This window comes from Pseudomonas sp. 18-147, from assembly GCF_051048045.1.
GTDB lineage: Bacteria > Pseudomonadota > Gammaproteobacteria > Pseudomonadales > Pseudomonadaceae > Pseudomonas > Pseudomonas aeruginosa.
This window is the reverse complement of the sequence record NZ_CP182296.1, coordinates 3,070,168-3,095,861: the sequence shown is the minus strand read 5'-3', so window position 1 is coordinate 3,095,861 and position 25,694 is coordinate 3,070,168. Positions and strand designations below refer to the sequence as shown.

Genomic DNA, 25,694 nt, shown 5'->3' with positions numbered 1-25,694 from the left:
GCGCTGGCCTCTTGTCGTGTCGGTGTCAGGACGCTCGCTGGCGCGAGCGTGGCCGCGGCGCCGCTACGCAAGCGCGGCGCCGGGAAAGGGGTATCGCCGGAAACGCGAGGACGCCGCCGCTGGCGGCGCCCTCCTCGTCCGTCACTCCTCGCTGTACGCCTCGATGGGCGGGCAGGAGCAGGTCAGGTTGCGGTCGCCGTAGACGTTGTCGACGCGGCCCACCGGCGGCCAGTACTTGGCCTCCACCAGGCTGGCCAGCGGATAGGCGGCCTGCTCGCGGCTGTAGGTGTGGTTCCATTCGCCGAGCAGTTCGGCGGCGGTGTGCGGCGCGTTCTTCAGCGGGTTGTCTTCCTTGTCCAGCTCGCCGCGTTCCACCGCGCGGATTTCCTCGCGGATGCGGATCATCGCGTCGCAGAAACGATCCAGCTCGGCCTTCGACTCGCTCTCGGTGGGCTCGATCATCAGCGTGCCGGCCACCGGGAAGGACATGGTCGGCGCATGGAAGCCGAAGTCCATCAGGCGCTTGGCCACGTCGTCGACGCTGATCCCGCTGCTGTCCTTGAGCGGACGCAGGTCGAGGATGCATTCGTGGGCGACCAGGCCGTTGCCGCCGGCGTAGAGCACCGGGTAGTGCTCCTCCAGGCGATGGGCGATGTAGTTGGCATTGAGGATGGCCATTTCCGAGGCGCGCTTGAGGCCTTCGCCGCCCATCATGCGGATGTACATCCAGGTGATCGGCAGGATGCTCGCGCTGCCGTACGGCGCCGCGCTCACCGCGCCTTCCTTGCGCTCGCCGCGAGCGTGGCCGGGGAGGAACGGCGCCAGGTGCGCGCGCACGCCGATCGGGCCGACGCCCGGGCCGCCGCCGCCGTGGGGGATGCAGAAGGTCTTGTGCAGGTTCAGGTGGGAAACGTCGCCACCGAACTTGCCCGGGGCGCACAGGCCGACCATGGCGTTCATGTTGGCGCCGTCGATGTACACCTGGCCGCCACAGTCGTGGACGATGGCGCAGATCTCGCGGATCGCTTCCTCGAACACGCCGTGGGTGGACGGATAGGTGATCATCAGCGCGGCCAGGCGTTCCTTGTGCTCGCTGGCCTTGTTGCGCAGGTCCTCGACGTCGACGTTGCCGCGCGCGTCGCAGGCCACCACCACCACGCGCATGCCGACCATGCTGGCGGTAGCCGGGTTGGTACCGTGGGCGGAGGACGGGATCAGACAGATGTCGCGCTGGCTGTCGCCGCGGCTCTGGTGGTAGGCACGGATCGCCAGCAGGCCGGCGTACTCACCCTGGGAGCCGGCGTTGGGCTGCAACGACACGGCGTCGTAGCCGGTGGCGGAACAGAGCATCGCCTCCAGTTCGTCGGTGAGCTGGCGGTAGCCTTCGCTCTGCTCGGCCGGGGCGAACGGGTGCAGGTTGCCGAATTCGGCCCAGGTCACCGGGATCATCTCGCTGGCGGCGTTCAGCTTCATGGTGCAGGAGCCCAGCGGGATCATCGTGCGGTCCAGCGCCAGGTCCTTGTCCGCCAGCTTGCGCAGGTAGCGCATCAGCTCGGTTTCCGAGTGATGGCGGTTGAAGATCGGGTGGCTGAGGATCGCCGACTGGCGCAGTAGCTCGACCGGCAGGCGGTCCCCGCTGCTGGCGGCAAGGGCGGCGAAGTCCGGGAGCGCCTGGCCCTCTTCGGCCAGCAGGCCCCAGAGGGTCTCCACGTCGGCCTGGCGGACGGTCTCGTCGAGCGACAGGCCGAGACGGCCGGCATCGATCTCGCGCAGGTTGATCCCGGCGGCGCGGGCCTTGGCATGGATCGCCGCGGTACGCGCGCCGGTGGCCAGGCTCAGGGTGTCGAAGAAATGCTTCTGCTCGACGGCCACGCCCAGGCGCTCCAGGCCGGCGGCGAGGATCGCGGTCAGCCGGTGGGTGCGCCGGGCGATGCGCAGCAGGCCCTGCGGGCCGTGGTAGACGGCGAACATGCTGGCGATGTTGGCCAGCAGCACCTGGGCGGTGCAGATGTTGCTGGTGGCCTTCTCGCGGCGGATGTGCTGCTCGCGGGTCTGCATGGCCAGGCGGTAGGCCGGCTTGCCGTGGCGGTCGATGGAGACGCCGACCAGGCGTCCCGGCATGTCCCGCTTGAAGGCGTCGCGGGTGGCGAAATAGGCCGCGTGCGGGCCGCCGAAGCCGAGCGGCACGCCGAAGCGCTGGGCGCTGCCGATGGCCACGTCGGCGCCGAACTCGCCCGGCGGGGTCAGCAGGGTCAGCGCCAGCAGGTCGGCGGCCACCGCGACCAGAGCATCGACCGCATGGAAGCGGCTGACCAGTTCGCGATAGTCGACGATCTCGCCGTCGCAGGTGGGGTATTGCAGCAACGCGCCGAAGTAGGCGGAGAAGTCTTCGATGGCGCTCTCGTCGCCGACCACCACCTCGATGCCCAGCGGCTCGGCACGGGTGCGCAGCACGTCGAGGGTCTGCGGGTGGCAATGGCGGGAGGCGAAGAATGCCTGGCTGGTGCGGTTCTTCGACAGACGCTTGCAGAAGGTCATGGCCTCGGCGGCGGCGGTCGCCTCGTCGAGCATCGAGGCGTTGGCGATCGGCAGGCCGGACAGGTCGCTGACCAGGGTCTGGAAGTTCAGCAGCGCCTCCAGGCGGCCCTGGGAGATTTCCGGCTGGTACGGCGTGTAGGCGGTGTACCAGGCCGGGTTCTCCAGGAGGTTGCGCAGGATCGGTGCCGGGGTGTGGCAGTTGTAGTAGCCCTGGCCGATGAAGGAACGCAACGCGCGATTGCGCGCGGCGATCGCCTTCAGGCTGGCCAGCGCCTCGGCCTCGCCCATGCCGGCCGGCAGGTCGAGCACGCTGCTGCCCTTGATGCTGTCGGGGATCACGTTGCCGATCAGCGCGTCCAGCGAGTCGTAGCCCAGGCGCTGGAGCATGGCCTGGGTGTCGGCGGCACGCGGGCCGATATGGCGGGCGATGAATTCGTCGTCGGTGCCCAGGTCGATGGCGCCGAGGTTCAGGTTATCGGTCATGGCGGGATCCTCAGGCGTCGGCGTTGGCGTTCAGCAGGCGGTCGTAGGCGGCCTGGTCGAGCAGCTTTTCCCAGGCGCCGGCGTCGGCCGGACGGAAACGGAAGAACCAGGCCTCGCCGAGCGGATCCTGGTTGACCAGCTCCGGGGCGTCCGGCAGCGCGTCGTTGATCGCCACCACCTCGCCGTCCAGCGGCATCAGGATGTTGCTGGCGGCCTTGACCGACTCCAGCACCGCCACTTCACTGCCGGCGGCGTGTTCGCCGAGTTCCGGCAACTGCACGAATACCACGTCACCGAGGGCGTCCTGGGCGTAGGCGGTGATGCCGACGGTCAGCAGCCCGTCGTCGTCCTGGCGCAGCCATTCGTGGTCGGTGGTAAAGCGCAACTTGCTCATGCTGGATCCTCATTGTCAGCGGGTCGCCCGGTCGGGACGGGACTTTGTTCTGCGGCTGCCCGTAGCAAGCAGGGTGCCAAGCGGCCCCGGCCCTGTCGCCACGGGGCGTGGCCGGGCGCGGGGGAAACCCGGACAGGGCCGCCATGGAACGCTTTCGTTACAGACCCGCCGGACATTTCCCGAACCAGAGCGCAAACGCCTGACAGCAAAGGTTTTTCCGGCAATCGGAACGAATTCGTTCCACTCGTAACCGAAGCGTTACAGCCGATGGCACAGCCCCTGTCGCTGCAAGCTGGCGCGCAGGTGCTCGAGGAACGCGCGGACCTTCCGCGTGTTGCGCCGGTGCCCCGGATAGAGGACATGGATGGAGGGCCCGAACGGCCCCGGGTCGAAGTGGTAGTCGCCGAGCAGGCGCACCAGCCGCCCTTCACCGAGCAGCGGCGCGACGCTCCACTGCGGGCAGAACTGCAGGCCCAGCCCGGCCAGCAGGTGGGCGAGCAGGAAGTCGTAGTTGTCGCTGGCCAGTCGCGGGCGCGGCTGGTCGATACGCTGGCGGGCGCCGTCGCGTTCCATCCACCAGAAGTTCTGGTTCAGCGAAGGGTGCTGGAAGACCAGCCAGGCGTGCCGCTCGAAGTCCTCCGGGCCTTGCGGCGCGGGTTGCCGCGCCAGGTAGGCGGGGCTGGCGCAAAGCACGATCTGGTTCGGCGCCAGCGGCCGCGCCACCAGCCCCGGCAGGTCGATGGGGCCGTCGCGCAGGCCGAGGTCGTAGCCGCCTTCGCTGAGATCGAGGAAGGTTTCGTCGAGGTCCACCCGCAGGCTGATCCGCGGATGCGCCTCGAGGAAGCTGGCGCAGGCCTGCTGGAGGAACGCCGCGGCGAACGACGGCGGCGCGGCGAGGCGCAGTTCGCCGCGCAACTCCGACTCCAGCAGTTCGATCTCCTGCCCCGCCGTGCGCAGCGTTTCCAGGGACTGACGAGCCGCCTCCAGGTAGATCTGCCCGGCCTCGGTCAGCGCCAGGCTGCGGGTGGTGCGCTCGAACAGGCGGGCACCGAGTTCCGCTTCCAGGTGGGCGACGGCCTTGGTCAGCGCCGAGGGCGTCTTGCCCAGGCGCTCGGCGCCACGGCTGAAGCTACCGGTTTCGGCAGTGGCGACGAACATCGCCAGGGCATTCAATTTGTCCATCGACTCCTTCCGTTCCGGCACAAGTGTTGTGCGTCGCGCCCGGTTCTGCCGGGCCGGCGCTTTGGCTAGTCTCGCCTTGCCCGGGCCACGCTACACAAGACCAAGAAGCAAAGGAAACCACCATGAAGCAACGGATTCCCACCCTCCTCGCCGGCGCCTGCCTGGCCATCCCCCTGCACGCCCTCGGCGCCGCCGACCTGCTGGTGGTCAACGCCAGGATCTTCACCGCCAATCCGCAGCAACCCTTCGCCGAGGCCCTGGCGGTGGAGGACGGGCGGATCCTCGCGGTCGGCGACGAGGCCGGGCTGCGCGCCCTGGCCGATGGCGACAGCCAGGTCGTCGATCTCGGCGGCAAGCGCCTGATGCCCGGCCTGATCGACACCCATTCGCACGCGGTGTTCGGCGGCCTGGAGCTGGCCGGCGCGGACATGGGCAACGAACAGGTCGGCCTCGACGAACTGGAACGGCGCCTGCGCGCCTGGCGCGACAACGGCAAGGCGCGACATGGCGACATGCTCAATGTCAGCGGCATGCATACCGCCTACTGGAGCCAGGTCAAGGACTTCCGCGCGCGCTTCGACCACGGCGAATGGGCCGACCAGCCGCTGGCCTTCATCGGTAGCGACCACCACACCGGCTGGGCCAACGCCGCCATGCTGAAACGCGCCGGCATCGACGCCGCGCGGGTCCGCGCCCTGCCCGAGGAACAGCGCAACACCATCGGCCACGACGCCGACGCCACCCCCAACGGCTTCCTCGCCGATGCCGGTCTCGACGCGGTGCTCGCGGTACTGCCGGCGCCGAGCGCGGAACAGATGCTAGAAGCCGGACGCAGCGCGGTGCGCTACAGCAACTCGCTGGGCCTGACCGCATGGATGGACCCGGCCGCCAATGGCTCGCCGGGCGACGCCCTGTTCAGCCTCAGGCCCGACGAGAACACCGTCGGCGTGCTACCGGTCTACCAGCGGCTGGCCAAGGGCGGCGAACTCAGTGCCCACGTCGCCGCCCTCCTGGTCGCCAATCCACGCAGCCGGCCGGCCGACCTCGAGGTGCTAGACAAGGTGCGCCAGCGCTTCCTCGGCAGCCCCAACCTGACCCTGCCGGGAATCAAGGTGTTCGCCGACGGCGTACCGGAATACCCGGCGCAGACCGCCGCGCTCCTCGAGCCCTACCGCAACAGCAGGAAGACGGGCGAACTGCTGATCGACCCGGCGCACTTCGGCGAACTGGTCAGCGCCGCCGACGCCCGCGGCTGGCTGGTCCACGTCCACGCCATCGGCGACCGCGCGGTGCGCGAGGCGCTGAACGGCATGCAGCAGGCGCGGCGCGACCGCGACAGCGGCATCGCCCATTCGATTACCCACCTGCAACTGGTCAATCCCAAGGAGTTCGAGCGCTTCAGGCCGCTTGGCGTGATCGCCTCGATGCAGCTGTACTGGGCCGCCGCCGACGAAACCACGGTGGACCTGATGAAGCCCTATATCAGTGCCTTCGCCTACCGCTACCAGTACCCGGCGCACTCCCTGCTGAGCAAGGGCGCGACCATCGCCGGGGCCAGCGACTGGCCGGTGTCCAGCCTGTCGCCGTGGAAGGCCATCCAGCAGGCGGTGACCCGCAAGGGCCCGCAGGGCGTGCTCAACGCCGGCGAACGCCTGGACCGCCAGACCATGTTCTACGCCTACACCCGCAACGCTGCGCGGACCATCGGCCTGGAACACCGGATCGGCAGCCTGGAGCCGGGCAAGCAGGCGGACTTCATCGTCCTCGACCGCGACGTGTTCGAGGTGCCGGAGACGCAACTGGGCGAAACCAAGGTGCTGAAGACCTGGTTCGCCGGCAAGCCGGTGTATTCCAGCGAGGGCTGAGCCCGCTTCAGGCGCGCGGACCGATGCCGTACTTGCGCAGGCGGTGGGCGATGGCGGTGTGCGAGGTTTGCAGGCGCGCAGCCAACTGGCGGGTCGATGGATAGCTGACGTAGAGCTTCTCCAGCAGGGCTTTCTCGAAGCCCTCCACCGCCTCCTCCAGGCTGCCCACTTCGCCGTCGTTCTGCCGCGCCACGGCGGTGCCGGCGATCTCCAGGTCGCCGATATCCACCAGGCTGCTCTCGCAGATCGCAGCGGCACGGAAGATCACGTTCTGCAACTGGCGCACGTTGCCCGGCCAGCGGTTGCTCAGCAGCGCCGGGTAGGTGCCCGGCGCCAGCCGGCACACCGGGCGCTGGATCTGCGCACAGGCCTGCTGCATGAAGTGCCGCGCCAGCAGCAGGATGTCGTGGCCGCGCTCGCGCAACGGCGGGACTTCCAGGCTGAGCACGTTGAGGCGGTAGAACAGGTCCTCGCGGAAGCTGCCCTCGGCGACCATCTTCTCCAGGTTGCGGTGGGTGGCGCTGAGGATCCGCACGTCGACCCTCACCTCGCGGTCGCCGCCGACCCGGCGGAAGCTGCCGTCGCTGAGGAAGCGCAGCAGCTTGGCTTGCAGATAGGGGGACATCTCGCCGATCTCGTCGAGGAACACCGTGCCCTGGTGGGCCAGCTCCAGCAGGCCCGGCTTGCCGCCGCGCTGGGCGCCGGTGAAGGCGCCGGGAGCGTAGCCGAACAGCTCGCTTTCGGCCAGGTTCTCCGGCAACGCCGCGCAGTTCAGCGCCAGGAACGGCGAGTTGTGCCGCGCACTCAGGGCATGGCAGCCGCGCGCCACCAGTTCCTTGCCGGTACCGGTCTCGCCGTGGATCAGCAGCGGCGCGTCGAGCGCCGCCACGCGCTGCGCACGGGTCTTCAGGGTGCGGATCGGCTGGGAATCGCCGAGGAGCATCTCGAACCCCTCGGCATGGTCATGGTGCAAGGCCGCCAGGCGCTCGCCGATGCGGTTCGGTTCGTAGAGGGTCAACAGGCCGCCGGCCAGGTGCCGCTCGCCCTCGCCCGGCCCTTCGGTGATCGGCGTGGCATCGAGCAGCAGGGCCTGGCCCATGAAGGTCACTTCGCGCAGCGGCAGGCGGAAGCCCTGCTCGACCAGCGCATCCTCCAGGGTTTCATCGTCGAACAGGCTGGCCAGCCGCTCGCCGGCCGGGTCGCGTCCGCAGCGCTCGCTGAAGGCCGGGTTGGCCAGCAGCACCAGGCCCTTGCCGTCCACCGCCAGCACCGGATCGGCCATCGCCGCCAGCAACGCATCGAGCTGCAAGCGGCGGCGCTGGCCGGGAAGGATGTCGACCACGGTCATCGCCTGCACGCCACGGATGCCCAGCAGCGCTGCGCGCAGTTCCTCCAGCACTTCGGGACTGAGGGTCGGCGCGTCGATGTAGACGTTCGGCGGCACCATTTCCACCGCGTCCAGGTTCAGGTTGCGCCCGCCCAGCAGCGCCAGCACCTCCTGGGTGATGCCGACACGGTCGATGAAGGAGACGTGGATGCGCATGCGGGAACCTGGACTGCGGCGACGCTCGCCATAAAGCCGTCGATTGTACGGCCTGGCGCCGCCCAGCCCAAGGGGCCGGCGTCAGGGTACGGGGCGCAGCGCCTCGCTGCGGGTGCGGTGGCTCCAGTCGCCCTCGTCGTCCATCACGGTTTCGGTCACCAGCACTCGGCCCGGCTGCTGCGGGTCGGCCTTGTACAGCACCAGCTCGGCCTCGGCATCGTCCCAGGTGGTGGAGATGTCCGGCAGCATCCGCACCCACTGGCCGTCGCGGATTTCCAGCAGCGACGACTTGGTCCAGGTGCTGGTCCACCAGGTACGCAGCAGTTGCAGGCGCTCGCGGCCGCTGTCGTCGAGGTCGCCGAGGACGCTGAGCACCGCGCCGGTGCAACTGCCCAGCGGCTTGGGCGGGACGCGCGCGTCGGCGCTCCAGAGGTCGCAGCGGCAATCCTCGTATTCGTCGCACAAGGCGGCGCTGTTCGGCGCGTGGGCCACTACCCAGGCGAAGTCCGCCTCGGTACCGGCGAAGCGGCCGCGAGCCAGCGGGGTGTACCGCGGGTCGACGGCGTAGCGGGTGATCTCGTCGCTCTCGCCGACGAAGCGCCAGGTATCGCCCGGCCCGGCGCGCTCGGCCAGGAGCAGCCCCGGATAGTTGCGCAGGCGTCCGTCGAGGCGTACCTGCTTGACGAAGCGCACCTCGTAGCTGCCTTCCTGGTCGCCCGGCACGATCTGCGGCGCAGCGACGATGCGCTGCTCGAAGTCGGGATGGCGGGCGAAGAAGGCCTGCTTGGCGGAGAGGGTGCGCTCGCGCGTCTGCGCGCGGCCATAGTAGTCCAGGCGCGGCGCATAGACCCCTTCCAGGGCCTTGCCGCTGCGTTGCCCGTGGGCGGCCTGCCAGCGCTGGAACAGGCCGAGGATTTCGCTTTCGGCGGCAGCCTGGACCAGCGCTGGGTACAGGCAGAAGAGCGCGGCGCAGAATACCGGGCGCAAGAGTCGGCGCATCGAGAACATCCTTGTCGTTCGATTGAGGCGAACGCCGATTGTCCCCTATCCGCCGACGCTGGCAAATGGCCCTGGACGATTTTTTCCGATTCCGCAACGCGGTGAGCATTGCGGACACGCTCCGGACAGCCTTCCCCCACCTCCAGGCCGCGGCACGGCGGATAACCGCAAGCGGCTATCCGCCCCACGCCAGCCAGCCGGCTCAATGCGCCGGCAACAAGGCCTGCAACCCTTCGGCAAGCTCCAGGCTCCACGCCGCGTAGTCGTGACCGCCGGGGAACTCACGGTAGTGCAGCGGGTAGCCCTTGCCTTGCAGCGCCGCGCGCAGGCTGCGGTTGCTGCCGAGAATGCCGTCCGCCTCGGGCTCCTCGAGCAGGCCGGAACTGAGGAAGAACGCCAGCGGCAAACGCTCGCCAGCGGCGAACTGCCGTACCAGCCACTGCGGCTGCTGCTCGTCCGGCCCCCACCAGAACGAGCCGGACAGGCTCAGCACCTTGCCGAAGCGTTCCGGATAACGGTAGGCGATGCAGCCCGAGGCCAGCCCGCCGTAGCTGGAACCGGAAAGCACGCGATCGGCAGGCTCCTCGCTCAATGCATAGCGCTGCTGCAACCAGGGCAGCAACTCGTGGGCGAGCATGTCGGCGAAGGCCTCGTTGCAGGGCAGCTCGCGGCCCCGGCTGCTGGCGTCGACATTGCCGACAATCACCGCCAGGGTCGGGCGGATACGCCCGGCGGCGATCAGGTTGTCGAGGATGGTCGGGGTCGGTACGTCGCGCGCGTAGTGGTCCTCGTCGAACAGCACCAGCAGCGGATAGCGCTGGCCCTCGGGATCGTAGCCCGGCGGCGTGTAGAGCGTCAGCTGGCGCTGGTTGGCCAGGGCCTGGCTGCTATAGCCCAGGCGCTCCACCTTGCCGCGCGGCACGTCCTTGCGCGGCTGGTCCCAGGTCTCGGCAGGGGCGCCGCCGAGCTGCACCAGCGAGGCCTGCTCGGCCCGCGGCAGCGCGCGGCTGTTGAGCCACGGCGTACGGCTCAGCGGGTCCGGCCGCGCCGCCGCCTGCAACGCCAGGCGCAAGGTGCCGCGATCGGCCTGTTGCAGGTCCGGCAGGTCGGCGCTGAGCTGGTAGGAAACCCGCGCGTCGCGGCGCGGCGGCAGGCTCAGGTAGCGCACGTCGCTGCCGGCCAGGGCCTCGAAGCGGCGGGTGTTGACCTCCGGGGTCGGCCACAGCAGGCGCACGTCGCCGGGACGCTGCTGGCGCCAGAGGAAGGTGACCAGCACACGTTCGGCATCCAGCGGCTCCACCAGCGGCGTGCCCTGCTTCGCTACCTGCTTCCAGAACGCCTTCAGCGCGCCGGGGCGCTTTTCCGCAAGCTCCGCCTGCAGGCGTTGCAGGGTCGGGCTCTGCGGCGCCGGCGAATCAAGCGCCGGGGTCTGCGGGGTGAGGCGCTGGGTGGGGATCAGGGTCAGTGCGGTGTCTTCGTCGGCGCTGAAGGTCAGGCGCAGGCCCTGGCGCTCGCCGGCCTGCAGGCCGAGCGACTGGCGTCCGGCCAGCTCCGTCGCGCGCAACGCCTTGCCGTCGGGCGTGGTGGCGCGCAGGCGGACGCGGCCGCGGTCGACCTCCAGGTCGAGCAACTGCAACTCGCCGGGGGCAAGGTCGAGGTAGCGCTGGCGGCTCTCGCCGGCAGCGATCTCGATGCGGCCATCGGCCAGCGGCACGGGCTGGGCGGCCTGGGCCGGGGTCAGCAGGTTGAGGAAAAGCAACAACGAGGTGGAAACGGCAGACATGGAATCTCCCTTCGAATAGGCGCCGCCCTCCGGGCGGCTCACCGGAAGAGACGTACGATCGCAGCGGAAATTTGCCGCTGTGATCCAGGCTAGAGCGGTTGCGCCGCGACTGGAGTAGAATCCGCCGCCTCGAAAACCGTCCGAAGGAAAATTCCGATGACCTCCCGTCTGCTGCCCGCCCTGTTGCTCTCGTCCGCATTCGCCGTCCTGGCCGGCTGCTCCACCCCGACCATCGTCACCCTCAACGATGGCCGCGAGATCCAGGCGGTGGATACCCCGCGCTATGATCGTAGTTCCGGCTTCTACGAACTGGAGCAACTGGACGGCAAGCGCACCCGCGTCAACAAGGACCAGGTGCGCAGCATCAAGGACATGTAATCCCCCGGACCCGCCATCCGCGCGGTGGCGCACTCCAGGGAAGGAGTCGAACCATGAGATCCGACCTGCACGAGGCCAACCGGCTGTCGTGGAACGCCGCCACCCGGGCGCACAACAGCCACAAGGCCGACCAGGCCGCCTTCTTCCGCAACGGCGGTTCCACGCTCTATCCCGAGGAACTGCAACTGCTCGGCCATCTCGACGGCCTGCGCCTGCTGCATCTGCAATGCAACGCCGGACAGGACAGCCTGAGCCTGGCGCGCCTTGGCGCCCGCGTCACCGGGGTCGACATCGCCGACAGCGCCATCGACTTCGCCCGCCAGCTGTCCCGCGACAGCGGCATCGCCGCCGACTTCCAGCGCGACGACATCCTCCGCTGGCTGCCCGTCGCCGCCACCCGTGGCGAACGCTTCGAACGGGTCTTCGCCTCCTACGGCACGCTGGTCTGGCTCTCCGACCTCAAGCGCTGGGCCGACGGCATCGCCCAGGTACTGGTTCCCGGCGGGCGCTTCGTCCTGGTGGAGTTCCATCCTTTCGCCCTGTACTTCGACCCACACTGGCAACCGGCCTACGACTACTTCAGCCGCGAGCCGATCGCCGAGAGCGGCGTCAGCGACTACGTCGCCGAGTCCGGCGCCAGCCTGGCGCCCTCCGGCTACCGCGCCGGCGTCGAGAACTTCAGCAACCCTCATCCCAGCTACGAGTTCCAGTGGGGCCTGGCCGATGTGATCGGCGCCCTGCTCGGCGCCGGCCTGCAACTCGAACGGCTGGAGGAATACCCCTACGCCAACGGCTGGGCCGGCTTCGACGGCATGCGCGACGGCGGCGGCGGACGCATGCTGCCGCCCGCCGATCGTCCGCGCCTGCCGCTGATGTACGGCCTCAGCGCAAGGAAACCACGATGACCGAAGAACGCCTGCTGCGCCGCGACGAAATCCCCCTGGTCTGGGAGATCGACCGCAGCGAAGTGATCGAACACCTGTATTCCGTCGAGGCCGGCCAACTGGTGCTGCGCCCCGAGTTCTACGACATGCGCGGCTGGCCGGAGGGCGAGGCCGAGCACTACACGCCGATCCTGCTCGACTGCTTCGACCGCGGCGGCTGGTTCCTCGGCCTGTTCGACCAGGGCCGCCTGATCGGCGCGGTAGTCCTCGACCCACGCCGCCTCGGCCCCGAGCGCGACTGGCTGCAACTGAAGTTCCTCCACCTCAGCCACGCCTACCGCCGCCGCGGCCTCGGCGCCCACCTCTTCCACCTCGCCGCCACCCAGGCCCGCCACCTCGGCGCCAGCGCGCTCTACGTTTCGGCTACGCCGTCGCAGAACACGGTGGATTTTTATACGAGACTCGGATGCCGGCTGTGCATGGAACCGGATGAGGAGTTGTATCGGTTGGAGCCGGAGGATGTTCATCTGGTGTTCAATCTATAGTCTGATGCTGAGTCTCGTTGATAATCAGCAGTGCAAATAGACTTCAAGGAATGGAAATGTACAAAGCTCTCGCTTTTCTCCTGTTAAATACATTCATCGCCGTAGTGCATGCGGAGGAAGGCTGGGAGCTTTCAGTTTCAGGACCAGCCCCTGGACAACCTGAACACGTGCCATATCCAGATAGGCGACAACCCTCGCTCGAAGCCGCTTGCGCGGCCAGCGACAGGTACTATATAGATAGCAATCTGAAGGGTGGTCACGTAGTTCTAGGGTACATCAGCAGAAAAACACTTATAGATGCCCGATACAATTCATTTTTTTGCAGCATCAGCATATTCAGAAAGTCTCCGCTAGCAGCTACATCCGGCACTGCTACCTACGGAAATCCTAACTGGTGAGGGGCCTCCGGCACGGCTGTAAACGTTACTCAGGCTCCTCCAACTGGCTGCCCATACAACCTTTTCAATGGCCGGTACGAGTGCCCCACTGACGTCTCCGATCGAAAGAACGCGGGAATCCCCAACGAAAACGGATGCCAAGCCCCCTCATCTTTCCAGGGAAACCCTATAAATGCCAGTATCGGCAATAAATTTCGGGAAAAGGGGACAGATTTATTTCTCCCACTCTAATTTTGACTAGTGTTTATATCTCTCATTCCCACTGTATACCACTGCCGATCTTACCCACACTGAACCACGTGAAGCGGATAGTTCAGTAAAACCACTCGCCTCTGCCTAGGCCTCGCGGAGCCTCCTTACGGCGTCTGTACTGGAGCCTCCCTGCTCAGAGAATTAGAGTAGGGAAAATAAATCTGCCCCCTTTATGCTGGTGATAGTGCGCAAAGGAAACCCCAGCTCATAAGCTGGGGTTTTTGCTTGTAACTTCAGGAAAGGCTCGGCGGACGTGCTCTGTCAGATCAATGATATCTTCATAGGCAATCGGCCCGAATTCCGGCTCGTATTTAGCCATATATTGATTAGGGGCTAAATCTAACGCACGAGCAAGATCCCAGACTTCTAATAAGCGGCTCGGCACTATGCCCCAGTTTGTTCCAAGAAGATTAACCCTCTTATGCTCATCAAGAACCCACTTAACTCTCCCCTGATAGCTTTCTATAGCCACTCGCAGGCGCGAAATTATGGCGGGGTCTTCCTGTATGAATCTAAACCAAACCCTAGGAGGATGTGAAGACTGATCTTTAACCACCCATTCCCCACGCTCTTTATTGACAAATTGGCTATTTACACATTTTCGCCATTCAGTTTCACCGAGAGCCTCGATTAACTCGAGCAAGGAGCTACTTTCTCTTTTGATTTCAGGAGTATTCATCGCAACCCCCTGCAACTTATCAGAAATAGTGACCCCATCAGGATTCATGCCTTTTATATGCTGTTCCCAGTCGCCTTTAGGTATTGGCTGAGATGACAGCCGAGGGCCATACACGTACCGCCCATCTGTATAGACTTGGTGATAAGCTTGCCCTGGGACTTCATTACCATTCTCATACAAATTTAGGTTACTCCGCTGAGTTGGCCTAACCTCAATAACTTTCCCCTTCCCGCCTGCTGCCGCAAGCAACTTACTCGCAATTTCTGAGCAGTCTGTACCATCACAAGCCGTCATTCCTTTAATGCGCGGGCTTTCCATCGCATCCACTACAGCTTTGTTTGGTGGGAACTCCGGATTAACTGGACGGAACGGACGTTCCATTCCTGGTGGAATGAACTCATCGGCCACTTTTCCGGCAGTCGCAGTCCCTTTTGCACCCCCACCCAGCTTACCCAAATCCCCCACTGCCCCGAGCTGCGAACTCATACTACCGGAAACAGGTGACTCCGCAATCGCGTTGACCAGGTTCTTGGCTGCTGTTGGCAGCTTGGCGGTTATCTGCGCGCCACCTTTCACTGCCGTCAGAACGCCAACAAGTTCCGCAGCGAAGCTACCGCCCTCGACACCAGCTGTGACCGAACCTTGCCAGCCGGCATCCTCGTATGCCTAGGTCAAGAATGCGGCGCGCTCCTCCAGCCCCTTCAGGTAGTTATCGCCAAATTGCTGCCGGAACTCTGGCGAAGTGGCCAACTGCTCCAGAGCTGCATAGGTTTCCCTCCAGCTCTTGACCAGCTCATAAACACCGAAAAATAAATCTGCCCCCTTTATCCTTCTTTTATTAAGAAAAAATCTTAATTGAGAAGCTCCTTACTGACGTCACCTGTTAGGAAGAATTCTTCAAATATATTTTGAAGTATAGAAAATTCATCGCATATCAAGACACCATCCCAAACATCCCCCAACACTTCGAAGGGTATGCCTTGCAGCTTTAAATTTCTATAAGATCGAACAATATAGTCCACCCCATCGTCTTCCCCCAAAGAGACGACATACTTTCCGCCTTCAGACTGTACTTGTAGCGACTGCGGCCCCACAGCCGTCTTGGAAATAAGTTCAAGAGTGACCGAACCTTTACCTTCTCTGATTAGCTCTAGACAAGAGAGGACATCATCCCAAGAGGGAAATCTATTCCTTCCCCCCTTAGCTTGAGCACCCACGCCAAAAACCCAAGACAGCGAGAAAGCAGCCATCATTCAAGCTCCCTCAAAGACCGCATACCAGGCTTCCAATATAGAGTTATTCCTGTAGTCACTTCGTTTATCTGTAGAGAGTTCAAACCAGCCTTTTCTGCCGCTGCCGCGATATCACCACGGCAATAGCTGCAAACAGCTTTACCTTCAACCTTCAAGGCCATATCTGCACCAGTGGTTTTCCCTGCATTATATGCTTGCTGAATAACTCCAATTTCGGCATGAGCATCCGCCATATTTCCATTCGGGTGAGGTTTTCCATTAGCCGCAATCTTTGCATCCACTCGGTCCGCAATCAAAGTCGGCTGATTGGGATTCGCTTGAGCGGCAGGCCTGGCAGTTTGGTTAACGTCGGTAAATACAGAGTTACCAATACGCCCTTCGGCAGTTACAGTGGGAGCAGTTCCTTTTGCACCCCCACCCAGCTTACCCAAGTCCCCCACTGCCCCGAGCTGCGAACTCATACTACCGGAAACAGGTGACTCCGCAATCGCGTTGACCAGGTTCTTGGCTGCTGTTGGCAGCTTGGCGGTTATCTGCGCGCCACCTTTCACCGCCGTCAGAACGCCAACAAGTTCCGCAGCGAACCTACCGCCCTCGACACCAGCTGTGACCGAACCTTGCCAGCCGGCATCCTCGTATGCCTGGGTCAAGAATGCGGCGCGCTCTTCCAGCCCCTTCAGGTAGTTATCGCCAAATTGCTGCCGGAACTCTGGCGATGTGGCCAACTGCTCCAGAGCTGCATAGGTTTCCCTCCAGTTCTTGACCAGCTCATAAACACCCACTGCGGTTTCAGCTGTCGAAAGACCGATGCCTCCTCCAACACCTACGACGATACCGACATCCTGCTGGGCCGAAATAATTGCCCATTTGGCTTCTATTCCGGTTTTGCAGAGCTGTTTGTCCTTGCAGCCATCGACCTCCTGCCGCTTCTTCTCCTCGTGCCAATGACTGAGGTAGTTGTGTTGGGTGGCATTCCCCGCCACCCAGGCTCCCGTCTGCAAGCTCTTGGCGTCCGCATCGCCCTGCGTCGAAGCTGCCAGCACGCCGATCAACTGCGAACTCATGGTCAGCAGGCCCCTTCTTCTCCAGACAACGCATACGTTGCCCCGGCGAGCGACCCGCCAGGGATGGCGGGGCCGGAGGTTCAGGACTCTGCGGAAGTAGCGAAAGGGAGGTCAGTGCTCTTCTTTTAAAATCGAAAAAGTAAATTATTAAAGAACAGGGAATTACTGAACGAGGAAAACCTATCTACCTTTTATTTCTAGAGTAGCGAAAGTAAATCTGCTCCTTTATGCTCAAAAAGAGAGGCAGGGAAAGCTGTTCTTCCTGAGGCTCCCGGCCACAGATTTCCTCCGCCAGCAGCATCCTCCAGCAAAATATGCTGTGCCCTTGGCTGCTTACCAAGTTAACAATCAAGTCGGCATTTAAAGTCGCTCCTGCACCAACTAGCCATCAGAATAGTCTCGTTTAATCCAGTCTTCTCTAAGTCCAAGCAGGATATTCATAATATTCGAGTAAGCCAGAAACGGCACTGACAAGGTAACATTAAGAGACTCACACTCAACATCTAAAGGAACGTAAAAATCCAAGTCACCCTGATCTCCAGCGCTTGAAAACATCTCAATACTCAAATGGCTAACAATGCGAACAACCTCTGAAAATAGAAGCTTTCGCATCCTCCCTTCCACCCCAAAAGCGAACCCATTTATATATATATCCAGCCTCCCCTCTTCAAGGTGGGTGGAGAACAAAATCTGCCCCTCTTCTTCCCTCTCATAAAAACATCCTCGCCCTGAACCCTCCAAATCCTTCATTCTTTTTTCAATAGACCGACGAATTTTCACTTCCCGAGCTCCTTCAAGAACGCTTTCAACCCATCAGTAGTTGCGGGAAAACTAAAGGAAAATTTTTGATTCACATTATTAACGCTGCCGGTTCCTAACATCGATCCTTGCTCGGATACATAGTGCCCCTTCAAGGTAATTGTCTGCGCGCCTTGGGACTGAGAGTAAGAGAGCATTTTTCTCAATGGCCCGACCAATTTTGCCGCCCCATCAGCCCCGACGCCAATGAGTCCCTTCGAAGTACCTACAGAGAACCCATCAAATATTATCTCACCGGAATTCAAGGTGACTCTGGGGGAATAAATAGTTCCCACACCATTAGACGCATCAAAAGAAACCTTGCCTAAGTCTTTAGGTATTTCTTTCGGACCATCCGTAACGACGCCCTTGCCTGCCCCTGCCAACCCTCGGGAAAAAGGGGACAGATTTATTTTTCCTACTCTAATTTTGACTAGTGTTTATATCTCTCATTCCCACTGTATACCACTGCCGATCTTACCCACACTGAACCACGTGAAGCGGATAGTTCAGTAAAACCACTCGCCTCTGCCTAGGCATCGCGGAGCCTCCTTACGACGTCTGCACTGGAGCCTCCCTGCTCAGAAATCAGGGTAGGGAAAATACATCTGCCCCTTTACTCGCTCAACCCGCATCTTGCCACCGGCCATCAAGTTAACACGTGACTGAACACGTCCAGGAACTTGAATAGAGGCTTTTGACGATTCAATCTGTTCATGGCTACGGAGTATATCGGTCAGGGATCAGAAAGACAGCTTATCTAAAAGCTCTTTTACTTTCTCAGCATCTTCAGGATGGCGCTGAAGATATTTTTCACAAGCGAGCCGAATGAACTTAGAACAAACAACCTCGCTCACAACAATGGTGTCTTCATCCTTAGGGGGATAGCCATAAGAAAACTCAACCCCCTCGAAGTGCTCCTCATCAAACGGACTATTTTCATCAGGGAAGTTACAGTACGCCCCATCCGTACTGAACCCCCATCTCTTCACGATATAGCCAACCGCCTCAATGAAGTAGCCATCATCATACATCCTGTCAAAATACCCTTTAACGACCCAATAAGGGTCTGACTCGCTGTATGGCTGACCAAACAATTCTTTCACAAGCACCTCCTTTACTTCGGGTGGAAATTTGTCACCGTTCCTGTGAACTTATCTAAATAAACCCTAAAAGTGACACCCCCGGCAACAGAGTCATATTGACTCAGCCCTTTAGATAGCGCGTCCTTATAGCCGCCAGCTGCGGCCTGCTGCCCTAGATCAAGGATTCCCTGATCAGTAAATATTTTGATCGGAAAAGGGGACAGATTTATTTTCCCTACTCTAATTCTGGCTAGTGCTTACTCCTCACCCCCACTGTATAATACCACTGCCGATCTTACCCATACTGAACCACGTGAAGCGGATAGTTCAGTAAAACCTCTCGCATCTGCCTAGGCATAGCGGAGCCTCCTTGCTCAGAGAATTAGAGCAGGGAAAATAAATCTACCCCTTTATTCGCCCCTTTACTCGAGTGAAATAAGAACCTCCGGCTAGACCGGGAATCTCTTTGAGTAACGCTCCTCCAATTTTTTAGCCGAACTTAGAACACTATCCCTCTCCTCGGGGAAGAAATCAGAATAAACATCGGCTGCAATCTTCATCAAAAAAACATAGTCGAGCACTGGAATACTTGAGGTCTCCACTTCCCCCAAAAAGAAACTGACCTCATTAAACTCTTCAGGATCATCCCAATCCTGATCAAGAGAGTAGAAATGTCCCTCACCCACAGAGAAGCCAACCCCCTTCGAAGCCTCATTTATAAACGCAGGGAAGTTAGTCCTCTTCCTCGTTATAGATGCCTCTATTAGCTCGTATAGGTCTTCATAGTCCAGACCAGTGGAAGCGAATGATTCCTTGAGCTTTTCAAGCCAAGACAAACAAGCCATCATTTTATCCTCGGAGGCATAGTGATGAAGGAATTTGTTATTTCGCCAGTCTTGCTGTTACGTGTCACCTGGAAGTAATAGCCATCAACCTTGATACTAGTTTCCCTCAAGGCCGGATTGGCTTTGAATACAGATTCCGCCTGGACTGCCGCGCGACTAGACATATCAGCCACTTTACTATCTGGCAGAATTTTGGGGTCGTAAGTCGTTTTCGTGGATACAGACTTATACCCACCAATAAATTCGCCCTTAGTGTTAGCTCTAGGCAACTGATAGCTGTACTCAACAACCCCAGGGAAACGAGCATCTGTGATTTTATTGGAAACCTTCGCACCGGTTATCTCAACCGACTCTAAGGAAAAAGGGGACAGATTTATTTTTACTACTATAATTTCAGCAACCGCCCACGCCAAACCCCTCAAAGCGAATAACTCGCTAAACCAATCGCCCTTACCTAGGGCATCGCGGAGCCTCCTTACGGTGTCTGCACTGGAGCCTCTCTGCTCAGAGAATTAGAGTAGGGAAAATAAATCTGTCCCCTTTATGCTGTAAATTTTCTGCTTGAGAGCTAAGAAACGTATCAACCCCGCCGAGTTCAGGAAGTTTTCGAACTCCTTTTGCACCAACTAATCATTACTGAGCAAAGAGTTCCTTGCCAACCTCAGAGACTCCAGAAAATCATCCAATGGAACTCGTAAAACTGCATCCTTCAAGTCTGCAAATATCTCCAGCTCTAAGTTTTCTTTACCTTTATCTTGGTTGATCTGAGCAACTGGCTCACCTTTGTACTGAACCTCGGTCGTGAGATGCTCGTATCGTACATCACTAGAGCGCAGAATTTCAAAATCGGGATTTCGTTCGAGTTTCATAATCACAGTTTCGGATCAAGGAATGTAGAGAAGGAGCCATCACTGTTATAGCGTATGCCCCGACCATCAGGAACTCGAATTTCAAGCCCTCCTCGACTAAGGTTTGTGTACACAGCTTTCGGATCAGTGACTATTTCATCAACAATCTTCTGAGCCACTGAATTTTGATTTTCAATTCCGCCAGTAAGCTTTGGAAATGTTCCTGTCGCTCTTTGCCCGGATGCGTGTTTGGTAAGGGCTCTAGCAGCCTTAGTCAAACCTTCCTTGTTGATTGGTTCAGTTGCAGCAGCAACAAGGTCATTAGCAGTGCGTCCACCAAAATTCTGAAGAGCCGTTGCTGACCCTTTTGGCCCCCCACCCAGCTTGCCCAAGTCCCCCACTGCCCCAAGCTGCGAACTCATACTACCGGAAACAGGTGACTCCGCAATCGCGTTGACCAGGTTCTTGGCTGCTGTTGGCAGCTTGGCGGTTATCTGCGCGCCACCTTTCACTGCCGTCAGAACGCCAACAAGTTCCGCAGCGAAGCTACCGCCCTCGACACCAGCTGTGACCGAACCTTGCCAGCCGGCATCCTCGTAAGCCTGGGTCAAGAATGCGGCGCGCTCCTCCAGCCCCTTCAGGTAGCTATCGCCAAATTGCTGCCGGAACTCTGGCGAAGTGGCCAACTGCTCCAGAGCTGCATAGGTTTCCCTCCAGTTCTTGACCAGCTCATAAACACCCACTGCGGTTTCAGCTGTCGAAAGACCGATGCCTCCTCCAACACCTACGACGATACCGACATCCTGCTGGGCCGAAATAATTGCCCATTTGGCTTCTATTCCGGTTTTGCAGAGCTGTTTGTCCTTGCAGCCATCGACCTCCTGCCGCTTCTTCTCCTCGTGCCAATGACTGAGGTAGTTGTGTTGGGTGGCATTCCCCGCCACCCAGGCTCCCGTCTGCAAGCTCTTGGCGTCCGCATCGCCCTGCGTCGAAGCCGCCAGCATGCCGATCAACTGCGAACTTATGATCAGCAGGCCCAGGCAACGCATACGTTGCCCCGGCGAGCGACCCGCCAGGGATGGCCGGGTCGGGGGTTCAGGACTCTGCGGATGTGGCGACAGTGAGGTCTTGCACAGTGCTCTTCTTCTAAACTGAAAAGGTAAATTGTTAAAGAGCAGGAGATTATTGAAAGGAGGAGGCCTACCTGCCCTTTAGATTTAGAGTGGCAGAAAATAAATCTGCCCCCTTTGCTGCTCGTGGTCTATTTGTGGTCATGGCTTGGGATTCCAGAGCGAACGCATTTGAGACAGACCCACATCCAGATCGCCTGTTTCATAAAGCTCTTTAAAAACCGCTTCAGCTATTGATACATCTGTACATACAGTTCTGGAGTCGAAATCATCATCACCAAATTTTATCATCCCTCTATAAGGGGACTCATCCAACCCCCACCACTCAAGATATTCTTCTTTAGGGTTAGTTGAACGAGTCAGTATATTTATCCTAAAACTTCCAGGCAAAGACTTCATACTTAGCTGACGAACAAAAGATTTTTTCGGACGAATAACCTCTACCCTTACAAATCCGCCAAACTTAAATGAGTTAACTATTCCTTTCTCTATGCTTTCCCAGACTGGCTGCTCAACCACTACCGCTAGAGAGGAGGCAGAATTGTCACCGCAGTGCAACTCAAGGACCGGCTCCAAATCATCTTCATAATCAAGTATCATTATCGCCACCCATCAATACCACGTGTCCAAGTGAAAGTTTTCCCCGTTCTGGATTTACCTACTGGCACACAACCTGATTCGCCTGATCATGGCGCAATCGGCCTCGATGGCTGACTGCCTACTCCGTGAATTGAGCTTCAAGCACAGCCTCCAGCTATGGCTGGCGTGGCGGCAATTCGACGATGATCCTGACGGAGGTACGACTCTTCGTGGCCTGCTGGTTCTGGCCGCGCAACAGCGTGTCGGCAATCGCTCCGGGCGAGTTGAACCCAGAGCCCTCAAGCGAAGGCCAAAGCCCTACCCATTACTGACCTGCACACGTCAATCTGCTCGGGCAGCGATCAAGAAACACGGTCATCCGAAAAGGGTTAAGTAAGTGCCATTCAAATCCGCCCCCTTTATTCGCTCTTTTGCACCAACTAGCTAGCTAAAATACTTTCCACTCTACATTGATCGCTTTCTCGAAAGAAAACTTCGAACTCATGAGCTTCACTTCCTGACCAACTGGCAACTGCATCACGCAAGATTTCCAAGTAAATCTTCAAATCTTCGTCTACAAAATTTGGAAGACGCTCATGTACAACAACAATTTTTTTGCAGGGAATCCACTCAAAATCATTCAAACAATCATACAGAGCATCCCAATTAAACCCAAAATACCCTGGAAACCACAGCAAATAATACAGAGCCTTCAATAGCTCGTCCGGAACAGATATACCAGGATCAACCCTCACATAAAACACTTCCGCAGCACTATATGACGGCATCGACTCATAATACTTTATCGACAATGAATTAACCCTCAATTATTGATCGGAATAAATGTTATGGGAAAAGGGGACAGATTTATTTTCCCTACTCTAGTTTTGTCTAGTGCTTATATTTCTCATTTCTACTGTATACCACTGCCGATCTTACCCACACTGAACCACGTAAAGCGGATAGTTCAGTAAAACCACTCGCCTCTGCCTAGGCATCGCGGAGCCTCCTTACGGCGTCTGCACTGGAGCCTCCCTGCTCAGAAATCAGGGTAGGGAAAATACATCTGCCCCCTTTATTCGCTCAACCCGCATCTTGCCACCGGCCATCAAGTTAACACGTGACTGAACACGTCCAGGAACTTGAATAGAGGCATCAGCAGTATTCGCAGTTCCTTTTGCATCTTATGCCGATTGCAAAAATCTATACTTCCAATAATCCATACCCTCTAAAACCCAATACCTCTCCCTATCGGGTACTAAATGGCAAAAATCCGAACACTTAGCAAGCCAGTCTGAGTAAGCCAATTCTTCATGCGCCCGATTACAGTCCATATGCATGTAAATTTTGCGATCGAAATTCACATAGAACATTGGAAGCCTAGAGGCAACAGTATTAGCGTCATGAAAGTAGCTTGCACTCAACTCAACACCAGAAATATAGTAACCTTCAATTCTTCCATGCAAAGACTCGCTCATATCAAGCCCGCACACAAACATATCTTTTAGGTCTTGCCGCGACAACACCCACCGTTCCTCCGCCCTCAAATATTTCAAAAAATTCTCAGCAGTAAGTTTAAGCACCCCACCTCTAAACGTCATGCATGCCGACGCATATTGCTCCTGAGTTATATGACCCTTATCAAGGTATGCACGATAGTCCTTCTCCGCATCCAAGATGAAGTTGAATTTATCATCCACAACCCAGAAGCACGCACCAGAATGAACAAAAAAGCATATATTTTTTTCACCCCCCCACAAATCATCAGCTAACAATTGCCACTGAGTCATCTCCCAAACTCCTTCAAAAACTCGTCATGAGAGTATAAGCCAAAAGGGGACAGATTTATTCCTCCTACTCTAGTTTTGGCTAGTATTTATATTTCTCATTCCCACTGTATACCACTGCCGATCTTACCCACACTGAACCACGTGAAACGGATAGTTCAGTAGAACCACTCGCCTCTGCCTAGGCTTCGCGGAGCCTCTTTACGGCGTCTGCACTGGAGCCTCCCTGCTCAGAGAATTAGAGTAGGGAAAATAAAACTGTCCCCTTTATGGTCCCCTTTATGCCGCATTTTATGGTCTTGGCTGGAGTTTTTATTAAGAAAAAATCTTAATTGAGAAGCTCCTTACTGACATCACCTATTAGGAAGAATTCTTCAAATATATTTTTTCAGTATAGAAAATTCATCGCATATCAAGACGCCATCCCAAACATCCCCAAACACTTCGAAGGGTATGCCTTGCAGCTTTAAATTTCTATAAGATCGAACAATATAGTCCACCCCATCGTCTTCCCCCAAAGAGACGAAATACTTTCCGCCTTCAGACTGTACTTGTAGCGACTGCGGCCCCACAGCCGTCTTGGAAATAAGTTCAAGAGTGACCGAACCTTTACCTTCTCTGATTAGCTCTAGACAAGAGAGGACATCATCCCAAGAGGGAAATCTATTCCTTCCCCCCTTAGCTTTAGCGCCCACGCCAAAAACCCAAGACAGCGAGAAAGCAGCCATCATTCAAGCCCCCTCATCCAGATAAACTCTAAAGGTGATACCTCCAGCCGTACTATCATAATAACGATCACCACTAGCTACCGTTTTTACATAACCACTGGCAGCAGCTTGCTGCCCGAGATCTAGAACCTTCTGATCAGAAATAACTTTAGGATTTTAGTAAAAGGCTGCGCTTTATAGCCAATTACATTCCCAGCACGATCATATGCAGGAATCTGATATTCAATCGTCGTAATTCCCTTAACCGAGCCAGGAGTTTCACTAATTACCTTCACCCCATTACTGAATGCCGCCTGAGAGAAAGCATCTAGGTTATGAGTACCGCTAATCCCACTCTTCTGCGTCAGGCCATCAAAATTGCTGAGGTGATTCTTGATGTTGGGATTGAAGCTCATCCCTTCCGGGAAATTAGCAGTTCCTTTTGCACCAAGTAAATAACCCGCCCTGGGCTAATTAATAAAGACCTAACACTCTGAGATCGTCTCTTAGCTCTGCTGCCTCATCAGAAGGCAAATCATCCAGAACAGAAGACAGCTTGATCTCCTTTAGCAATCCATGAATAATATCAAGATGATATCTCTTAACTTTATCCGAAGACCTACCCGCCGAGAGAATAAGCGCTAAAACTTCCAACATTAATTTCTCAATAGGCAAATCAAAGGAGTTTTCAAGCTCACTGTAGGCATAGCCTACTTCACTTTCTCCCTCAACCCATGGGCTTTGGTGGTTGAGTTTGACCCTGCAATAGTTGTAATAGCTGCCCAGAAACCAAGCCCGGATTTCTCCATAAGTCACACGTTCTTCCATTACGGCGTCTTCCTCGGCGGACGGAGCATAACGCCCTGATTATCAAGAATATTAACTGTGATATTGGGATACTTCGCCTTAAACTGCTCAGCCACGTTTAGACAACTTGCGCAAGCTGCTTTCTCCGTTAGAATATTTACAGTCCCTCTTGCGGAGGTGTTGCTTCCTAATTGATCAGCAATATTGTCTAGTATTTTGTATTCCGTATCTATTCCCCGATAAACCATATCTCCGGCCTTGTTGGGTACAGATTGAGCCACAAAATTTCCACTTCCAGAGCCAATAAGCCCTTTACCGGCATCAGAGACTTGGCTGTGCGCAGCCATCTGCCTAGGTATTCCGGGAATATCTATTTCTGCGATAGCTACATTACCACTGCGCCTTAAATTAGACGGCAATCCAGCTCGAACATCCATGACCCGCTGGGCCATCGGAGCGGTATCGATCACCGTCGCAGTCGCTTTTGCACCCCCACCCAGCCGACCCAAGTCCCCCACGGCCCCGAGCTGCGAACTCATACTACCGGAAACAGGTGACTCCGCAATCGCGTTGACCAGGTTCTTGGCTGCTGTTGGCAGCTTGGCGGTTATCTGCGCGCCACCTTTCACTGCCGTCAGAACGCCAACAAGTTCCGCAGCGAACCTACCGCCCTCGACACCAGCTGTGACCGAACCTTGCCAGCCGGCATCCTCGTAAGCCTGGGTCAAGAATGCGGCGCGCTCCTCCAGCCCCTTCAGGTAGTTATCGCCAAATTGCTGCCGGAACTCTGGCGAAGTGGCCAACTGCTCCAGAGCTGCATAGGTTTCCCTCCAGCTCTTGACCAGCTCATAAACACCGAAAAATAAAT

General features: G+C 58.5%; 22 protein-coding genes and 5 pseudogenes. 5 read left to right on the top strand and 22 right to left on the bottom strand.

The genetic code is table 11. The features are described 5' to 3' along the window. Nucleotides 1-141 precede the first annotated feature (141 nt). The 3 genes from gcvP to ACM0M4_RS14770 form a co-directional block, all read right to left on the bottom strand. The gene (gene gcvP / locus ACM0M4_RS14780) at nt 142-3,021 is read right to left on the bottom strand and encodes an aminomethyl-transferring glycine dehydrogenase (RefSeq protein WP_003105788.1); all 2,880 of its coding nucleotides are present in this window, start codon (nt 3,019-3,021) and stop codon (nt 142-144) included. 10 nt (nt 3,022-3,031) lie between these two features. Beyond that, entirely contained in the window at nt 3,032-3,415 is a 384-nt protein-coding gene (gcvH, locus tag ACM0M4_RS14775) for a glycine cleavage system protein GcvH (RefSeq protein WP_003089718.1), read from the bottom strand. A gap of 258 nt (nt 3,416-3,673) precedes the next feature. Continuing rightward, nucleotides 3,674-4,597, bottom strand: a complete 924-nt coding sequence (locus ACM0M4_RS14770) for a LysR family transcriptional regulator (RefSeq protein WP_003089722.1) — start codon at nt 4,595-4,597, stop codon at nt 3,674-3,676. A gap of 122 nt (nt 4,598-4,719) precedes the next feature. Between ACM0M4_RS14770 and ACM0M4_RS14765 the strand changes: the two genes are divergently transcribed. Next, nucleotides 4,720-6,462, top strand: a complete 1,743-nt coding sequence (locus tag ACM0M4_RS14765; protein WP_003111567.1) for an amidohydrolase — start codon at nt 4,720-4,722, stop codon at nt 6,460-6,462. A gap of 7 nt (nt 6,463-6,469) precedes the next feature. Here the strand turns inward: ACM0M4_RS14765 and ACM0M4_RS14760 are convergent, their stop codons facing one another. The 3 genes from ACM0M4_RS14760 to ACM0M4_RS14750 all read right to left on the bottom strand — a co-directional run bounded on the left by ACM0M4_RS14760 (nt 6,470) and on the right by ACM0M4_RS14750 (nt 10,787). After that, the gene (locus ACM0M4_RS14760; protein ID WP_003105794.1) at nt 6,470-8,005 is read right to left on the bottom strand and encodes a sigma-54-dependent transcriptional regulator; all 1,536 of its coding nucleotides are present in this window, start codon (nt 8,003-8,005) and stop codon (nt 6,470-6,472) included. Between the two features lie 81 nt (nt 8,006-8,086). After that, nucleotides 8,087-9,004 carry a hypothetical protein gene (locus ACM0M4_RS14755; RefSeq protein WP_031672466.1) on the bottom strand — a complete coding sequence of 306 codons (918 nt, stop codon included), beginning with the start codon at nt 9,002-9,004 and terminating at the stop codon, nt 8,087-8,089. Nucleotides 9,005-9,206: 202 nt separating this feature from the next. Then, nucleotides 9,207-10,787 carry an alpha/beta hydrolase gene (locus ACM0M4_RS14750; RefSeq protein ID WP_115288778.1) on the bottom strand — a complete coding sequence of 527 codons (1,581 nt, stop codon included), beginning with the start codon at nt 10,785-10,787 and terminating at the stop codon, nt 9,207-9,209. A gap of 156 nt (nt 10,788-10,943) precedes the next feature. Between ACM0M4_RS14750 and ACM0M4_RS14745 the strand changes: the two genes are divergently transcribed. Genes ACM0M4_RS14745 through ACM0M4_RS14735 form a run of 3 tightly spaced genes read left to right on the top strand, consistent with a single transcriptional unit; the run spans nt 10,944 to nt 12,594 of the window. Continuing rightward, nucleotides 10,944-11,165: a YgdI/YgdR family lipoprotein gene (locus tag ACM0M4_RS14745; RefSeq protein WP_003089729.1), complete on the top strand. Its 222-nt coding sequence runs from the start codon at nt 10,944-10,946 to the stop codon at nt 11,163-11,165. A 53-nt stretch (nt 11,166-11,218) separates the two neighbouring features. Next, entirely contained in the window at nt 11,219-12,070 is an 852-nt protein-coding gene (locus tag ACM0M4_RS14740; protein WP_003089732.1) for a class I SAM-dependent methyltransferase, read from the top strand. After that, the gene (locus ACM0M4_RS14735; RefSeq protein WP_003089734.1) at nt 12,067-12,594 is read left to right on the top strand and encodes a GNAT family N-acetyltransferase; all 528 of its coding nucleotides are present in this window, start codon (nt 12,067-12,069) and stop codon (nt 12,592-12,594) included. The genes ACM0M4_RS14740 and ACM0M4_RS14735 overlap by 4 nt, the downstream gene beginning before the upstream one ends. A gap of 1,755 nt (nt 12,595-14,349) precedes the next feature. Here the strand turns inward: ACM0M4_RS14735 and ACM0M4_RS14730 are convergent. The 10 genes and pseudogenes from ACM0M4_RS14730 to ACM0M4_RS14685 form a co-directional block, all read right to left on the bottom strand. Then, nucleotides 14,350-14,742: pseudogene (locus ACM0M4_RS14730) on the bottom strand (hypothetical protein); the annotation flags it as partial. A 32-nt stretch (nt 14,743-14,774) separates the two neighbouring features. Beyond that, entirely contained in the window at nt 14,775-15,176 is a 402-nt protein-coding gene (locus ACM0M4_RS14725; protein WP_124034331.1) for a DUF6911 family protein, read from the bottom strand. After that, complete coding sequence (locus ACM0M4_RS14720) at nt 15,173-15,547, bottom strand: cytidine deaminase-like fold-containing protein (protein ID WP_419197886.1); 375 nt, start codon at nt 15,545-15,547, stop codon at nt 15,173-15,175. The genes ACM0M4_RS14725 and ACM0M4_RS14720 overlap by 4 nt, the downstream gene beginning before the upstream one ends. Then, nucleotides 15,548-16,258 (bottom strand): annotated as a pseudogene (locus tag ACM0M4_RS14715) (hypothetical protein); the annotation flags it as partial. It lies immediately after the preceding gene. Nucleotides 16,259-16,621: 363 nt separating this feature from the next. Beyond that, nucleotides 16,622-17,020: a hypothetical protein gene (locus ACM0M4_RS14710; RefSeq protein ID WP_123789288.1), complete on the bottom strand. Its 399-nt coding sequence runs from the start codon at nt 17,018-17,020 to the stop codon at nt 16,622-16,624. A gap of 761 nt (nt 17,021-17,781) precedes the next feature. After that, the gene (gene cdiI, locus ACM0M4_RS14705; RefSeq protein WP_024918422.1) at nt 17,782-18,144 is read right to left on the bottom strand and encodes a ribonuclease toxin immunity protein CdiI; all 363 of its coding nucleotides are present in this window, start codon (nt 18,142-18,144) and stop codon (nt 17,782-17,784) included. A 428-nt stretch (nt 18,145-18,572) separates the two neighbouring features. After that, nucleotides 18,573-18,959, bottom strand: coding sequence for a hypothetical protein (locus tag ACM0M4_RS14700; protein ID WP_171897537.1), 387 nt, complete (start codon nt 18,957-18,959; stop codon nt 18,573-18,575). A 635-nt stretch (nt 18,960-19,594) separates the two neighbouring features. Next, complete coding sequence (locus ACM0M4_RS14695; protein WP_045176722.1) at nt 19,595-19,837, bottom strand: hypothetical protein; 243 nt, start codon at nt 19,835-19,837, stop codon at nt 19,595-19,597. A gap of 320 nt (nt 19,838-20,157) precedes the next feature. Beyond that, nucleotides 20,158-20,853, bottom strand: a pseudogene (locus ACM0M4_RS14690) (hypothetical protein); the annotation flags it as partial. A gap of 234 nt (nt 20,854-21,087) precedes the next feature. Then, on the bottom strand, nt 21,088-21,546 hold the full coding sequence (locus tag ACM0M4_RS14685; protein ID WP_221345553.1) for a DUF6911 family protein: 459 nt from the start codon (nt 21,544-21,546) through the stop codon (nt 21,088-21,090). Between the two features lie 49 nt (nt 21,547-21,595). Between ACM0M4_RS14685 and ACM0M4_RS14680 the strand changes: the two are divergent. Further along, nucleotides 21,596-21,922, top strand: a pseudogene (locus ACM0M4_RS14680) (IS4 family transposase); the annotation flags it as partial. Between the two features lie 43 nt (nt 21,923-21,965). On the opposite strand, the gene ACM0M4_RS14675 reads toward ACM0M4_RS14680, so the two are convergent. The 6 genes and pseudogenes from ACM0M4_RS14675 to ACM0M4_RS14650 form a co-directional block, all read right to left on the bottom strand. Continuing rightward, complete coding sequence (locus tag ACM0M4_RS14675; protein ID WP_050394801.1) at nt 21,966-22,313, bottom strand: barstar family protein; 348 nt, start codon at nt 22,311-22,313, stop codon at nt 21,966-21,968. Nucleotides 22,314-22,709: 396 nt separating this feature from the next. Beyond that, nucleotides 22,710-23,315, bottom strand: a complete 606-nt coding sequence (locus tag ACM0M4_RS14670) for a hypothetical protein (protein ID WP_023116514.1) — start codon at nt 23,313-23,315, stop codon at nt 22,710-22,712. Between the two features lie 371 nt (nt 23,316-23,686). After that, nucleotides 23,687-24,043 (bottom strand): DUF6911 family protein, encoded by a 357-nt coding sequence (locus ACM0M4_RS14665; protein ID WP_126152380.1) that lies wholly within the window; start codon nt 24,041-24,043, stop codon nt 23,687-23,689. 119 nt (nt 24,044-24,162) lie between these two features. Next, nucleotides 24,163-24,435, bottom strand: a complete 273-nt coding sequence (locus tag ACM0M4_RS14660) for a CdiA family toxin C-terminal domain-containing protein (RefSeq protein ID WP_182910269.1) — start codon at nt 24,433-24,435, stop codon at nt 24,163-24,165. Between the two features lie 58 nt (nt 24,436-24,493). Beyond that, nucleotides 24,494-24,847, bottom strand: coding sequence for an Imm2 family immunity protein (imm2, locus tag ACM0M4_RS14655; RefSeq protein ID WP_004349959.1), 354 nt, complete (start codon nt 24,845-24,847; stop codon nt 24,494-24,496). Continuing rightward, nucleotides 24,847-25,683, bottom strand: a pseudogene (locus tag ACM0M4_RS14650) (deaminase domain-containing protein); the annotation flags it as partial. The gene imm2 and the pseudogene ACM0M4_RS14650, both read right to left, overlap by 1 nt. Nucleotides 25,684-25,694 lie beyond the last annotated feature (11 nt).

What these genes read in the sequence shown, in the direction of transcription:
- gcvP (WP_003105788.1), bottom strand. Translation starts at nt 3,021, where the DNA reads ATGACCGATAACCTGAACCTCGGCGCCATCGACCTGGGCACCGACGAC.
- gcvH (WP_003089718.1), bottom strand. Translation starts at nt 3,415, where the DNA reads ATGAGCAAGTTGCGCTTTACCACCGACCACGAATGGCTGCGCCAGGAC.
- ACM0M4_RS14770 (WP_003089722.1), bottom strand. Translation starts at nt 4,597, where the DNA reads ATGGACAAATTGAATGCCCTGGCGATGTTCGTCGCCACTGCCGAAACC.
- ACM0M4_RS14765 (WP_003111567.1), top strand. Translation starts at nt 4,720, where the DNA reads ATGAAGCAACGGATTCCCACCCTCCTCGCCGGCGCCTGCCTGGCCATC.
- ACM0M4_RS14760 (WP_003105794.1), bottom strand. Translation starts at nt 8,005, where the DNA reads ATGCGCATCCACGTCTCCTTCATCGACCGTGTCGGCATCACCCAGGAG.
- ACM0M4_RS14755 (WP_031672466.1), bottom strand. Translation starts at nt 9,004, where the DNA reads ATGCGCCGACTCTTGCGCCCGGTATTCTGCGCCGCGCTCTTCTGCCTG.
- ACM0M4_RS14750 (WP_115288778.1), bottom strand. Translation starts at nt 10,787, where the DNA reads ATGTCTGCCGTTTCCACCTCGTTGTTGCTTTTCCTCAACCTGCTGACC.
- ACM0M4_RS14745 (WP_003089729.1), top strand. Translation starts at nt 10,944, where the DNA reads ATGACCTCCCGTCTGCTGCCCGCCCTGTTGCTCTCGTCCGCATTCGCC.
- ACM0M4_RS14740 (WP_003089732.1), top strand. Translation starts at nt 11,219, where the DNA reads ATGAGATCCGACCTGCACGAGGCCAACCGGCTGTCGTGGAACGCCGCC.
- ACM0M4_RS14735 (WP_003089734.1), top strand. Translation starts at nt 12,067, where the DNA reads ATGACCGAAGAACGCCTGCTGCGCCGCGACGAAATCCCCCTGGTCTGG.
- ACM0M4_RS14725 (WP_124034331.1), bottom strand. Translation starts at nt 15,176, where the DNA reads ATGATGGCTGCTTTCTCGCTGTCTTGGGTTTTTGGCGTGGGTGCTCAA.
- ACM0M4_RS14695 (WP_045176722.1), bottom strand. Translation starts at nt 19,837, where the DNA reads ATGAAACTCGAACGAAATCCCGATTTTGAAATTCTGCGCTCTAGTGAT.
- ACM0M4_RS14685 (WP_221345553.1), bottom strand. Translation starts at nt 21,546, where the DNA reads ATGATACTTGATTATGAAGATGATTTGGAGCCGGTCCTTGAGTTGCAC.
- ACM0M4_RS14675 (WP_050394801.1), bottom strand. Translation starts at nt 22,313, where the DNA reads ATGCCGTCATATAGTGCTGCGGAAGTGTTTTATGTGAGGGTTGATCCT.
- ACM0M4_RS14670 (WP_023116514.1), bottom strand. Translation starts at nt 23,315, where the DNA reads ATGACTCAGTGGCAATTGTTAGCTGATGATTTGTGGGGGGGTGAAAAA.
- ACM0M4_RS14665 (WP_126152380.1), bottom strand. Translation starts at nt 24,043, where the DNA reads ATGATGGCTGCTTTCTCGCTGTCTTGGGTTTTTGGCGTGGGCGCTAAA.
- ACM0M4_RS14660 (WP_182910269.1), bottom strand. Translation starts at nt 24,435, where the DNA reads ATGAGCTTCAATCCCAACATCAAGAATCACCTCAGCAATTTTGATGGC.
- imm2 (WP_004349959.1), bottom strand. Translation starts at nt 24,847, where the DNA reads ATGGAAGAACGTGTGACTTATGGAGAAATCCGGGCTTGGTTTCTGGGC.